7 protein-coding genes are annotated in these 13,291 nt (G+C 66.8%); 1 reads left to right on the plus strand and 6 read right to left on the minus strand.

Features of this window, described 5'->3' with window-relative positions; genetic code table 11:
• Position 1: 1 nt before the first annotated feature.
• Positions 2-2,563 (minus strand): bifunctional FO biosynthesis protein CofGH, encoded by a 2,562-nt coding sequence (locus DPM12_RS01025; protein WP_112256340.1) that lies wholly within the window; start codon positions 2,561-2,563, stop codon positions 2-4.
• A gap of 125 nt (positions 2,564-2,688) precedes the next feature.
• Positions 2,689-7,638, minus strand: a complete 4,950-nt coding sequence (locus tag DPM12_RS01030) for an NAD-glutamate dehydrogenase (protein WP_112256342.1) — start codon at positions 7,636-7,638, stop codon at positions 2,689-2,691.
• 160 nt (positions 7,639-7,798) lie between these two features.
• On the opposite strand from DPM12_RS01030, the gene DPM12_RS01035 reads away from it, so the two are divergent.
• A complete protein-coding gene (locus tag DPM12_RS01035; RefSeq protein ID WP_112256344.1) occupies positions 7,799-8,314 on the plus strand; it encodes a DUF2505 domain-containing protein in 516 nt (171 codons plus the stop codon).
• Between the two features lie 56 nt (positions 8,315-8,370).
• On the opposite strand, the gene DPM12_RS01040 is transcribed toward DPM12_RS01035, so the two are convergent.
• The 4 genes from DPM12_RS01040 to DPM12_RS01055 all read right to left on the minus strand — a co-directional run bounded on the left by DPM12_RS01040 (position 8,371) and on the right by DPM12_RS01055 (position 13,283).
• A complete protein-coding gene (locus tag DPM12_RS01040; RefSeq protein WP_112256346.1) occupies positions 8,371-8,997 on the minus strand; it encodes a hypothetical protein in 627 nt (208 codons plus the stop codon).
• A gap of 41 nt (positions 8,998-9,038) precedes the next feature.
• On the minus strand, positions 9,039-10,697 hold the full coding sequence (gene pruA / locus DPM12_RS01045; protein WP_112256348.1) for an L-glutamate gamma-semialdehyde dehydrogenase: 1,659 nt from the start codon (positions 10,695-10,697) through the stop codon (positions 9,039-9,041).
• A 174-nt stretch (positions 10,698-10,871) separates the two neighbouring features.
• On the minus strand, positions 10,872-11,849 hold the full coding sequence (locus DPM12_RS01050; protein WP_112256350.1) for a patatin-like phospholipase family protein: 978 nt from the start codon (positions 11,847-11,849) through the stop codon (positions 10,872-10,874).
• A 66-nt stretch (positions 11,850-11,915) separates the two neighbouring features.
• Complete coding sequence (locus tag DPM12_RS01055) at positions 11,916-13,283, minus strand: CpaE/TadZ family protein (protein ID WP_112256351.1); 1,368 nt, start codon at positions 13,281-13,283, stop codon at positions 11,916-11,918.
• Positions 13,284-13,291: the final 8 nt, after the last annotated feature.

A 13,291-nucleotide genomic window follows, 5' to 3' on the forward strand; every position in this document is an offset into this window, starting at 1 on the left:
ATCAGCCGGCGACGAGCGGGAGCTGCAAACGCTCTGCTGTTCGAGCCGCACGCCGTCGTTCCTCGCTGACCTCGCCGTAGGTGGTGCTCCGCTGCCGAGCGTGCCGGCCCAGTGGCTCCACGATCTCCTCGAGCTGGCTGATCGTCTTCCGGGATCCGTGCTCGCTTCCCGCCATACGCGAGATGGTCTCCTCCATCAGGGTGCCACCGAGATCGTTCACGCCGCCCTGCAGCACCTGCCGACAGCCCTCGATGCCGAGCTTCACCCACGAACACTGGATGTTGTCGATCCGTCCGTGCAGCAGCAGGCGCGCCATGGCGTGCACTGCCCGGTTCTCCTGCACGGTCGGCCCCGGCCGGGCGACTCCGGCGAGGTAGATGGGCGAATTGTGGTGGACGAACGGCAATGCCACGAACTCCGTGAACCCACCCGTCTCGTCCTGCAGCCGCGCGAGCAGCCGCAAGTGCGCGACCCAATGGTGTGGTGCGTCGACGTGCCCGTACATCATGGTCGAGCTACTGCGCAGGCCCAGCTCGTGCGCGGTGGTGATCACCTCGATCCACGACGACGCCGGCAGCTTGCCCTTGGTGAGCACCCAGCGCACGTCGTCATCAAGGATCTCGGCGGCGGTGCCGGGAACGCTGTCCAAGCCGGCCTCGCGGGCACGGATCAGCCATTCCCGGATCGACAGGTTCGTCCGCGCCGCGCCGTTCACCACCTCCATCGGCGAGAACGCATGTACGTGCATCTCCGGCACGTCGCGTTTGACCGCCGAGGCGACGTCGAAGTACGCGGTGCCGGGAAGGTCCGGGTGGATGCCGCCCTGCATGCACACCTCGGTCGCGCCGAGTTCCCAGGCCTGCACCGCCCGGGATCCCACTTCGTCCATGGACAAGGTGTAGGCGTCGGCATCGGTACGGCGCTGGGCGAACGCACAGAACCGGCAACCGGTGTAGCAGACGTTCGTGAAGTTAATGTTGCGGTTGACCACGTAGGTCACATCGTCGCCGACGGTGTCGCGGCGCACGTCGTCGGCCAGCGAGCACAGCGCATCCAGCTCGGCACCGTCCGCCGACATCAGTGCCAACGCCTCGGCATCGCTGAGACCAGCGGGATCGTCGGCGGCGCGACGCAGCGCCGCCAGCACGTCGGCGTCCAGCCGCTGCGGGGCCGACGACGACGCGGCACGCGCACGCACCTCGTCCCAGTCGCCGTAGACGCTGTCGAAGTCCGAGCGCCGTTCGGAGCGGCGACCCTCGGTGTCGATTGCCGTCTCCAGATCGGTACGACCCGACGACGTCCATTCCTCGTCCGGCTCCTGCCATGCCAACCCGGCTGGCACACGGCCCTCGACGGCGAGCCCGGTCTCCGGTTCGGCCAATGCGGAGACGTGCGGCCGCACCCGTGGATCCAGCCATGGTTCCCCGGCCGAGAGGTACTCGGGATAGATCGTGAGCCGTTCCCGAAGCTCGAATCCTGCGTCCGCGCTACGCTCGGCGAGCTCATCGATCTGTGGCCACGGCCGCTCCGGGTTCACGTGATCTGGCGTCAGCGGCGACACCCCGCCCCAGTCGTCTATGCCCGCTCGAAGCATCAGGGCGTACTCCTCGCCGACGAGGTTCGGCGGCGCCTGGATGCGCACCCGGGAACCGAGCACGAGCCGCGCGAGCGCGATGGTCGCTGCCAGCTCCTGCATATCGGGCTCGCCCGCACCACGCATTGCCGTATCCGGCTTGGCCCGGAAGTTCTGGATGATGACCTCCTGGATTCCGCCGTACGCTCGAGCGATACGGCGCAGCTCGAACACGGACTCGACCCGCTCGGCATACGTCTCGCCGATACCGATGAGGAGGCCCGTGGTGAACGGAACCGATGAGCGCCCGGCGTCCTCCAGCACACGAAGACGCACGTCCGGATCCTTGTCCGGTGAGCCATAGTGCACGCCGCCTGGTTCGGCGAACAGCCGCCGCGCCGTGGTCTCAAGCATCATCCCCATCGACGGCGCCACCGGCTTCAACCGCTGGAAGTCCTGCCAGCTCAACACCCCCGGATTGAGGTGCGGCAGCAAACCCGTTTCTTCGAGTACGCGGATGGCCATGGCCCGGACGTAGGCCAGCGTGTCGTCGTAACCGTGCGCCTCGAGCCAATCCCGCGCGGCCGACCAGCGATCTTCCGGGCGATCTCCGAGCGTGAAGAGCGCCTCCTTGCAGCCCAGCGCTGCCCCCTCGCGAGCGATGGCGAGCACGTCGTCCGGCGAGAGGAACGGAGACTCGACCCGGCCCGGCACGGTGACGAACGTGCAGTAGTGGCATCTGTCCCGGCACAGCCGGGTCAGCGGGATGAACACCTTGCGCGAGTAGGTCACGACGCCAGGCCGGCCAACACGGTGCAGTCCGGCGTCGCGAACCCGCGACGCGGCTGCGCACAGCACCTGAAGATCGTCGTCACGGGCGTGCAGCAGCACGCCCGCCTCAGTCTGGTCCAGCGTCGCGCCGTCGGAGGCCCGGCGCAGTGCTCGCCGCAGCGTGGCCGTGGTCGGCGTGCGAGTCTCCTCATCTCCCATGCACGGCACTCTATCCGTCTGGACCGACAGGCTGTGGCGTCGGTCACGAAGGGGAAGGTGACATCAGTTCGGCGCGGCAGCGGTTGGCCGAACCCTGCTCGACCAGGCGCCGTTCTCTACCCGGCTCAGGCTGGTGACGAGCGCAGCAACGAGCGCACCACTCGGACACCAACGGAGAGCCGTGCCAGGTCGAACGCGTCACCTTCGACCACCTCACCGATGGTTCTGCGGGTGCGGCTGACCATCACCTCGTCGTCTCCGGCCCAGCTTTGCACCCGTCGCTCTGGCTCGTCGTTCTCATCCGTGTGCTGCAACACCTGGGCTGTCAGCGCCGCGTGCACCGCGTGCAGGTCGTCACGCAGCGCCGCCCGCGCCATGGTCTGCCAGCGATCGTTGCGGGGCAGGGCGATGATGCGTTCCAGGAGCCGGCCGAGACCGAGATGATCACCCAGGATGAAGTGTGTACGCGCGACCTCGACCAGATCCGTGCCGGTCGTCAGCGAGTTCTCCACCATGCCCAGTCCCGAGTACGCGGGCGGCAGCACGGCAACCCGCACCGCCAGGTCCTGCGGCACGCCAGCCTTGATCAGTTCATCACGTCGCTGCGAGTACAGGTCGAGCTCGCGCCCGGCCAGGACATCCGGGAGGATGTCGAGCAGCCGGGCGATGGGCGCCTCGAAGAAGCTGATCTGCCACGCGATGTCGATCGGTGGACGGCGGTTCGTCACGAGCCAGCGGGTCACCCGTTCGGTGATGGTCCGGCCGGCCAGCCGCATACGCGTCTGCACCTCGGCCGGAACCAGATTGTCCAACTCGGCGACTGCCGCATACAGCTCGGGCATCTTGAAGACCACGCTCGCGACGGTGTGTGCGCGGGCCAGGTCTTCCATCGAGCCGCCGGTCTCCATACCCAGCCGGAAGGCGAACGTTGTGCCTGCTTGATCGACCAGCTCGTTGACCAGTGTGGTCGTGATGATCTCCCGCCGTAGTGGATGAACATCAATGCGGTCGGGATATCGCTCGCGGATCGGGCTGGGGAAATAGGCGTGCAGCACCGATGAGAGATAGGGATCATCGGGCAGCGATGTCGGTACCAGCTCGTCGTACATCACGTTCTTCGTGTACGCGAGCAGCACGGCGAGCTCGGGGGCAGTCAGGCCCCGGCCGGCGTTCATGCGCTCGTGCATCTGCCGATCCGTCGGCAGGGCCTCGATGGTTCGATCGAGCAGCCCCTCGTGCTCCAGCTTGTTGATGTAGGCCCGGTGCACGTGCGCCAGGTTGGAGGCTTGGTGCTCGCTGTTGGCCAGAGCGACGTTCTGCCGGTAGTTGGTGGCCAGAACCAGCTCGGACACTTCGTCGGTCATCTCGGCCAGCAGCGCGTTCCGCTGCTTCTCGGTCATGTCTCCGGACCGGACGACACTGTCGAGCAGGATCTTGATGTTCACTTCGTGGTCGGAGACGTCGACGCCGCCGGAGTTGTCGATCCAGTCGGTGTTGACCGCGTGCTCACGCCCCGCGTCGTCCGTGGCCCGCACGGCGTACTCGATACGGGCGCGCTGCGTGAGGCCGAGGTTGCCACCTTCGACGACGCTCCGGCAGCGCAGATCGGTGGCGTCGACCCGCACAGCGTCGTTGGCCTTGTCACCCACCTGCGCGTGTGTCTCGGTGCTGGCCTTGACATAGGTGCCGATGCCGCCGTTCCACAGCAGATCGACAGGCGCGCACAGGATGGCCCGGACGAGCTCGGCGGGCGTCATAGACGTCACCGACGCGTCGACACCGAGCCGTTCGGCCACCTGTGGTGTCACCGGGACACTCTTCGACGACCGGGAGAAGATCCCGCCACCTTCGCTGATCAGCTCGTCCGTGTAGTCCTCCCACGTCGACCGTTTCTGCTCGAACAGCCGTCGGCGTTCAGCGTACGACGTCGCCGGGTCGGGGTCAGGATCGAGGAAGATGTGCCGATGGTCGAAGGCCGCCACGAGCCTGATGTGCTCGGACAACAGCATGCCGTTGCCGAAGACGTCGCCGGACATGTCACCGATACCGACGACGGTGAAATCCTCGCTCTGGCTGTCGCGGCCCATCTCCCGGAAATGCCGCTTGACCGACTCCCACGCTCCCCGGGCCGTGATCCCCATCGCCTTGTGGTCGTAACCGGCGGATCCACCCGAGGCGAAGGCGTCGCCGAGCCAGAACCCGTACTCCTTCGAGACGTCGTTGGCGATGTCGGAGAACGCAGCCGTCCCCTTGTCCGCCGCCACGACCAGGTAGGGATCGTCGCCGTCGTGACGCACCACCCGCTCCGGCGGCAGCACCGTGCCATCGTCCGCGCGGTTGTCGGTGATGTCCAGCATCCCGCGGATGAACGTCTTGTAGCACTCCACGCCTTCGGCCAGCCAGGCATCACGGTCGATGGATGGATCCGGTAGGCGCTTGCCGACGAAACCTCCCTTGGCACCCACCGGAACGATCACGGAGTTCTTCACCGCCTGCGCTTTAACGAGGCCGAGGATCTCGGTGCGGAAGTCCTCCCGACGATCCGACCAGCGCAGGCCTCCCCGGGCGACCGCGCCGTAGCGCAGATGCACCCCTTCGAGCCGCGGCGAGTACACCCAGATCTCGTGGCGAGGGCGTGGCTCTGGAAGGTCGGGGATGGACCGGGGATCGAGCTTGAAGCTGATGGCCGCGTCGTCACCGCCGTCTGCGGCTGGGATTGAACGGAAAAAGCTCGTGCGCAACGTTGCCTGGATGAGACCAAGGAACGAGCGCAGGATGCGATCCTGGTCGAGGCTGGCCACGTGGTCCAGTGCCGTTTCGATGCGCTGGGTGAGCTGGTCCATCGCCTGGGCACGTTCTTCGTCATCGTGCCGGTCTGGCTCGAAACGGACTTTGAACAGCTCGACGAGCTGGCGCGCGATGTCCACGTGCGCGGTCAGGCACTCTTCGAGATAGTTCTGGCTGAACGTGGATCCGGCTTGCCGCAGGTACTTCGCGTAGGCACGCAGTATCGACGCCTCGCGCCACGACAGGCCGGCCTTCGGCACCAGCGCATTGAAGCCGTCGCTCTCCGCGTCACCGCGCCACACGGCGACAAAGGCTTCCTGGAACAGCTCCTTGAGCCCACCGTCACCTGCGTGCACGCCGTCGAACCGGAGTCCGAAGTCGTAAATGTGGGCAGCCGTCTGCGCCTCATGCCGGTGTATTTCATACGGGCGCTCGTCGACCACCTCCACTCCCATCCGGGACAGCACCGGAAGCACCTGGGTGAGCGAAATCGAACTCCCCGTCCGGTAGATCTTGAGCCGCCGGTCGGTGGCCGGCGCACCCACCGGCTGGTAGAGGTTCAGCGCGAGCCCGTTGACGTCGGGGAGCTCTTCTAGCCGACGGACGTCGGCCGCTGCCGTGCGGGCTGGGAAATCTTCCTTGTAGCCCTCCGGGAATCCATCCTTGTAGCGGCGCAGCAGGCGGGCAGCGCTTTCCTCGCCGATTTGTTCGGCCAGCGCGTCGGAGAAGTCGTCCGTCCACGCTCGCGTGGCAGCTGCCAGCTGCCGCTCCAGCTCCTCCGCGTCGATATCGGGCAACGGCTGCTCGGGCGACTTGCGCACCACGAAATGCAGCCTCGCCAGCACGGACTCTCCCACCCGTGCGGTGAAATCGATCGATCCGCCGCCGGTCGCGTCCAGGAGCAGGCGCTGGATTCTCTCGCGCACGTCAGTGTTGTAACGATCACGCGGCAGGTAGACCAGAAACGACAGGTAACGACCGTAGTCGTCCCTCCGGACGAACATCCGCAGCTGGCGCCGCTCCTGGAGGTTCACGACCGCCAATGCGATGGGGAAGAGCTCCTCGGCGGAGGTCTGGAACAGCTCGTCGCGGGGGTAGGTCTCCAGAACCTGGATCAGATCCTTGCCCGAATGACTCGTCGGCGCGAATCCGCTGCGCCGGATCACCTCCTGCACGCGCCGTCGAAGGACCGGTATGCGCAGCACGCTTTCGATGTAGGCCGCCGACGTGAACAAGCCGAGAAAGCGGCGCTCACCAGTGACGTTGCCCTCGTCGTCGAAGACCTTCACACCGATGTAGTCGAGGTACGCCGAACGATGCACCGTCGCCTTCGAGTTGGCCTTGGTGAGAACCAGGAGCTCTCTCTCCCGGGCCTTCGCCCGCACCTCCGGCGGCAGCTTGGCGAACGAGCCCGACAACTCTTGATCCGCGCGGAGTATGCCGAGGCCCGTCCCCGTCACGGGACGGAGGACGTCGTCACCCGGGGAGCCGGAGTCGTCGAGCACGTACTCGCGATAGCCGAGGAAGGTGAAGTGATCGTCCGCGAGCCAGCGCAACAACTGCCGGGCTTCCTCGACGTCTTCGGCATCGATCGGCAGGCGCTCGGCATCCAGCGAATCGGCGATCTCTTCACACCGCTGCCGCATCCGCTGCCAGTCCTCCACCGCATCGCGGACATCGCGCAGCGCCGCGAGAAGCAGTTGCTCGATCTGGTGCTGTTCCTCCGGATCGTCGTGCCGGTCGATCTCGACGTGCATCCACGACTCGACGATGGCGTCGGGGGTCTCCGCCACCCTGGGGTCGTTCTCGTCGTAGTCGCACACCTCCAGCAACGTGCCCGCGACATCGCGGCGCACGACGATCTGGGGATGCATCACCACGTGGATGATGTTGTCGTTGTGATTCAGCGCCATCGTCACCGAGTCGACGAGAAAGGGCATGTCGTCGGTGACGATCTCCACTACGGTACGGCCACACGACCAGCCGTGCTCGTCGACGGTCGGCGTGAAGACGTTGACCACCGCCACACCCTGGGGGCGGTACTCGGCGGTGCGCCAGTGCGACGCTGCCGCTCCGTAGACGTCCACGGGGTTGCGGTCCACGAGGTCTTCCGGGGCGACGTGGCGATAGTAGCGGCGAAGGAGGGCCGCCCGCGCCTGGTGGTCGTCGCCGGCTCTGGCGGCTGCACCGCCGGAATCCTCCCTTCCCCGGCTAGCAGCTCCCCGTTCGGCCACGGCAGCGGCCTTGTTGATCAGGTCGGACTTGGCTTCCTCCAACCGGTTGCGCATGCTCCATCCACTCCCCGCGGGTGCACCGCACACCTCGTTGTGTACGGTCATTTCCCACACTAGTGCGCCAACGAGGCTCCTGCAGGGCGATCATCCGGCAGGAGCGTGGGCGGCGCCACGTTGGTGAGACCAGAGGCGGCATACGTCAAGATGGGGAGTCATGGACCTGCACAGCGAGCTTCGCTTCGAAGCCGACCCGTACGCCGTTTTCAGCATGTTGACCGACGAGGAATACATCGCCAAGAAGACGGCCGCCGCCAAGGCGCTGCGCCACGACGTGACGGTGACGCATGATTTCGACGACGCCGGCCAGCCCACCGGACAGGTCACGATCAAGCTGGTCCGGGTGATGCCTCCCGACGTGCCGAACTTCGCCCGACGCTTCGTCGGCGAGACGATCGACGTCAAGCAGACTGACACGTGGCGACCGGCCGCACCCGACGGCTCCCGGGACGGAGAGATCCATCTCGAAATGATCGGCATGCCCGTCACCTGTCACGGCCGGATGAGCCTGCGGGCCGCCGGTCCCAGCACGGTGCTCACCATCCGCGCGACGATCGAGGCGTCCGTTCCGCTGTTCGGGAACAAGATCGAAGAAGCTGTGCACCAGGGTCTGACCGAGGCAGCCCGAATCGAGGAGCAAGTCGGACGCGACTGGCTGGCCGGACCGCGCTGACAGCCCGGAACGGACCCAGTATCACCTGACGAGTATGAGCTAGCGGCCGGGCATGCTCAGCGCCCGGGCATCCCACCGTCCACGGCACGCAGCGGCACGCTCCGCTCCGGCGCGCCGTTGCGCCGCCCGGCCTGACGTGGAGCAGAAGGCGTCTCGCCCGAGTGGGCGGCATGCGCCGAATGAGCCGAGTGCGTCGCATGAGTTGACGACGAAGACGAGGTGTCACCGTTCTCGCGCTCGACGAGCGCCTGCGCGATGTCGGCCGGACCGGTGACCATCATCGCCAGCGCCCGGCCGAGATCGTCCCGGTCGACTGGCTCGTCGGCGGTGCGCCGGAGACGGTCGGAGAGATCGACGACCTTGTCCGCCGAGCCGAGTGCGTTGCGTGCGGCCGTCAGATGCCCCCGCTGCAGCGGACGGCCGGCGATCAGTTGAGCAAGGGCATCGGCGGTATCGCCCCAGTCCGATGCCGAGACCTGCTCCCCGACCAACCCGGCCACGCCGCCGATGACGCGGTCGGCTGCGGCCACCAGTTTTTCTGCGGTCTCGCTGTCGCTGTCGAGCGCGGCGAGCCGCAGAGCGACCGCGGTGACCAGTGCGCTATCGGCCGGACTGCGCCGGGGCTGGGAAAGGAGCCGCACGGCCCGCGCGACATACGGCCGGGTTGGCAACCGATCATCCATCACTGTGACACCTCGTGTTCATCGATCGAGTCATGGGCATCTCAACCCATGTGGGCGTATTCATGCCTTCGTGGTGGGACGAACGTCTCCTTGATAGCACGTGTGCTGGTCCATCGCAGGAGATTCTGCACGGAACCAGCTTTATCATTCGTTCCGCTGGCCCGGGCTCCTCCAAATGGCTGTTGTCCGACGATCGATCCGGTGGGCTTGTCGTTGACATAGAAATTGCCGGCAGCGAACCGTAGCGCATCCGTTGCCTCCGCGATCGCCGATCGATCTTGCGCGACGATGGATCCGGTCAACGCGTATGGTGCAACACTCTCCATCTGTGCCAACACCCGGTGGTAGTCGGAGTCATCGTACACATAGACCCCGAGAATCGGACCGAAGTACTCGGTGGTGAAGATCTCATTCTCCGGATCTGAGCTCTCCAGCACGGTGGGGCGGACGAACCAGCCTTCCGAATCATCCAGCTGGCCACCGGCAACCACCTGGACCGACGGGTCCGAATGTGCCCGGTCGAGAGCCGCGGTGTGCTTGGCGAAGGCGCGATCGTCGATCACGGCGCCAAGGAAGTTCGACAGGTCGGTGACCGACCCCATCGGCAGCGATTCGGTGAGCGAGAGGAAGTCGTCGCGCATCCGGTCCCACACGCTACGCGGAACGTAGGCCCGCGACGCGGCGGAGCATTTCTGCCCTTGATATTCGTAGGCGCCCCGGATCAGTGCCGTGCGCAACACGTCCTCGTCCGCGCTCGGGTGCGCCACGACGAAGTCCTTGCCGCCAGTCTCCCCGACGATCCGCGGATAGTTACGGTAACTGGCGATGTTCTCGCCAACCGAGCGCCACAGCGTCTGGAACGTCCGCGTGGACCCGGTGAAATGAATCCCGGCAAGATCGGGATCGGCCAGCGCCACCTCGGAGACGGCCTGCCCGTCGCCGGTCAGCATGTTGATCACGCCGGGTGGCAGGCCTGCCGCCTCGAGCACCTGCATGGTGATCTCCGCCGCCAGCTGCTGGCTCGGACTCGGTTTCCAGATCACCGTGTTGCCCATCAGCGCGGGTGCCGTTGGAAGGTTGCCCGCGATAGCGGTGAAATTGAACGGCGTGATGGCGTAGACGAATCCTTCGAGTGGGCGGTGATCGACCCGGTTCCAGACACCGCGGCTGTGCGCGACGGGCTGTTCTTCGAGGATCTGCCGGCCGAATGCGACGTTGAAGCGCCAGAAGTCGACCAGCTCACAGACGGCATCGATCTCGGATTGGATGATCGTCTTCGACTGGCCGAGCATGGTCGCGGCATTGAGCTGCTGGCGGAACGGACCCGAGGCGAGGTCGGCCGCCTTGAGGAACACCGCGGCGCGGTCATCGTAAGACAACGCTCGCCAGGCCGGCGCGGCCTCCTTCGCCGCGGTGATCGCCGCGCGAGCGTCATCGGCGGTAGCGTTTCCCATCGTGCCCAGGACGCTGTGGCGCGCATGCGGTTGCACGACCTGCATCTCTTCGCCACCACCGAGCTTGCGATCTCCACCGATGGCGCACGGAAGATCGTGACGCACCGCCGAGAGCTCAGCCAATGCACTCTGCAGCGTCTCACGTTCCGGAGAACCCGACGCGTACGACAAGACGGGCTCGTTGACGGCCGGAGGTACGTTCGTCACGGCGTCGAAACCACTGCTGGGTACGGACTTCGCAGGCATGGTTCAAGCTCCGTTCATCGCATCGGCAACGCCTCTCATGTCAAGTATCCACCCCATCGTGGACTGCGCGAACCCCCGTGCCCGACCTTTCCAGGCGTGGTTTCGCTTGCACTGACCAGCACACACGCGCACCGATCGACGCATAATTGCACTCGCCCTGTTCAGCGCACTGCTTCAGGCCGCGTCCCGTCGCGCGCCCAGTGCCTCCGCCGAGGTCTGTAACGACGTCTCCAGCACCCGCCGCCTTCGGATGGTGTCCATCATGTTCCCTCCCATCGCCACGAGATCGGCAGGACCCGGCGCGAGCACGGTGACTCGCGCGCCATCCGCGTGCAGCTTGCCCACTTCGTGCATGCACCTGCGGGTCACCCGCTTGCGCCACGTCCGCTCGAGGCGGGGCAGCACCGCACGGGGGCGGTCGCTCTCGAACGACACGGCCGGAGCGACAACGAACACCTCGTCGAGTCCCAGACCTGCGAGCAGATCTACGGACGTCGCCGAACACGCGCCCCCGTCGACGTAGCGACGTCCACCGATCGGCACCGGAGCGAACCATCCCGGTACGGCACACGAGGCCATGACGGCAGTCGGCAGGTCGGTTTCCGGCGCATCCGCACGCCCGAAAGCGACCCGGCGGCCCGATTCGTAATCCATGGCCACGACCCACACGTTCGGATGGGCCGGCCACTGCCGGCTCGGGTACACCGTGTCGATCAATTCGCTCACGCTGCGCAACGTGCCGCGCCCTTGTGGCAGTAACGCCGAGAACACTGCCGTCGGCGGCATCTTGCGCAGCCGCGTCACGTTACGTGCCACCATGCGCGGCGAGCCCATACCCAGTCGTGGCATCGGTGGGCGAGCCCCTCCGGTCGCGGAATCGTAGTCCCACTGGTATCTGGACAGTGGCCCGTCGACCTCGTTGCCACGTTGATGCTCGCGAAGATCATGGACGCTCACTCCGGCACCGAGCAGCGCTGCCGTCACCGCTCCGGCCGACGTTCCGACGACGTGATCGACATCTCGCAGGTCCGTTCCGGTGCTCTCCTCGATGGCCGTCAACGCCCCCACGGTCCACGCTGCACCGAGCGGCCCACCCCCGCCGAGCACCAGACCTCGGCGAGGCGGGTTACTGTGCCTGCGCGCATCCGTCATGTAGCTATTGTGCGGCAGAAACGCTGTAGATGCCCGGGACAGGCGGCACCGGGCGGACCGTGCCCTTCACCGACGTAAGCGGAACAGGCCACGTCTGGGCGCCAGGGCTTCGAACCCAAGCAGCGTTCGGCTCAGTGCTTGTATGCTCTGCCGGGCTCCGGACGCGGGAGCAGCTTCGGCCAGGCTCAATCCTCCCGCGAGCGCCGCGTCCAACGCGTCGGGATCGTCGGGCACGTACACGGGATTGCGGATCCCGGCATAGCGCTGCAAGGCGTCGCCGATCTGGCTCGTGGGATCCGGGCCGGCAACGGAACCCCGCACCCGATTGACGACGACGGTGAGGACGGCTTCCGGGACGGCTTCGCCGAGGTCCGACAGTCCCCTGACCAACCGGGCAAGGCCGACCGGATCGCCGGCACCGACCACCACGACGACGTCGGCGGCCTGCAACGTGGCCAGTGTCGCGCCGTTACGCTGCGGCGCGGCGGTGTCGAAACGCAGCGCCTCGTCCTCTTCCACGCAGAACCCGCAATCCACCACGGTGGTCGCCGCGACCGAGCGCATCTCGTCGTAGACCGTCTCGAGCGCCGCGGGTCGCAGTTCCGGCCACCGGACGGCGCGCGGGATTCCGGTCAAGACATGCAGTGCAGGCGCGACCCAGCGGGCATGGCGGGCAAGCGAGATCGCGTCGAGTGCGCCATCGTTGGCCAGCCGCGCCGCGCCGGCAAGGCCCGGAGCCTCGTCGAGCAGGCCCAGCACTTGCGCGATCGACGCGCCATAGGTGTCCGCGTCGGCGAGCATCGTCGGCAGGCCCAACAGTGCCGATTCCATCGCGATATTGACCGCCAGCGTCGTGCGTCCCGGCGAACCGCATGGCCCCCACACGGCGATCAGGCGGCCACGCTGCCCGCTGCTCTCCACGAAGGCGAGGGCGTCCGCGTCTGCTTCAGCCTCCCGCGCCACACCATCGGGGCGCACAGTGGCATCGGTGTCCGTCCCCTTCGCCCTCCCGTCACCCTGCTGCGGCGACGTCGTCGCGCCGGCCTCCGCGACCGCCTGCAGGATGGTCTCGGCCAGCTCCTTCGGCCCGATGTCGACGGGCACGACATGCCGCACGCCAAGACGGGACAATCGCGCGTCGACGCCGGTATCGCCGGGCGGGCGCACCCCGATCACGCCTACCCGGGATCGGCGAAGGCTGCTCACCGTCTCGCGGTCGAGGTGGCGCATGTCTTCACCCAAGAGGACCGCCTGCCCGATGCCGGCACCGACGGTCGCCAGCAACTCGGCGACGTCGACGCAGCGGCGTACCACGGCGATCCGGCCTGGAGCGATCTCCAGGGTCTTCACCAGCTGCGCGTCCCACCCGGCGGCACTCACCGCGGTCAGTACCTGAACGTCGTGTGTGCGGCCACCCGCTGCGAATCCAGACATGGCCCCTC

Source organism: Phytoactinopolyspora halophila (assembly GCF_003287285.1).
Lineage (GTDB): Bacteria > Actinomycetota > Actinomycetes > Jiangellales > Jiangellaceae > Phytoactinopolyspora_A > Phytoactinopolyspora_A halophila.

Bases quoted from the DNA above. Each gene is read 5' to 3' on its own strand.
- DPM12_RS01025 (WP_112256340.1), bottom strand. From the start codon at position 2,563: ATGGGAGATGAGGAGACTCGCACGCCGACCACGGCCACGCTGCGGCGA.
- DPM12_RS01030 (WP_112256342.1), bottom strand. From the start codon at position 7,638: ATGCGCAACCGGTTGGAGGAAGCCAAGTCCGACCTGATCAACAAGGCC.
- DPM12_RS01035 (WP_112256344.1), top strand. From the start codon at position 7,799: ATGGACCTGCACAGCGAGCTTCGCTTCGAAGCCGACCCGTACGCCGTT.
- DPM12_RS01040 (WP_112256346.1), bottom strand. From the start codon at position 8,997: ATGGATGATCGGTTGCCAACCCGGCCGTATGTCGCGCGGGCCGTGCGG.
- pruA (WP_112256348.1), bottom strand. From the start codon at position 10,697: ATGCCTGCGAAGTCCGTACCCAGCAGTGGTTTCGACGCCGTGACGAAC.
- DPM12_RS01050 (WP_112256350.1), bottom strand. From the start codon at position 11,849: ATGACGGATGCGCGCAGGCACAGTAACCCGCCTCGCCGAGGTCTGGTG.
- DPM12_RS01055 (WP_112256351.1), bottom strand. From the start codon at position 13,283: ATGTCTGGATTCGCAGCGGGTGGCCGCACACACGACGTTCAGGTACTG.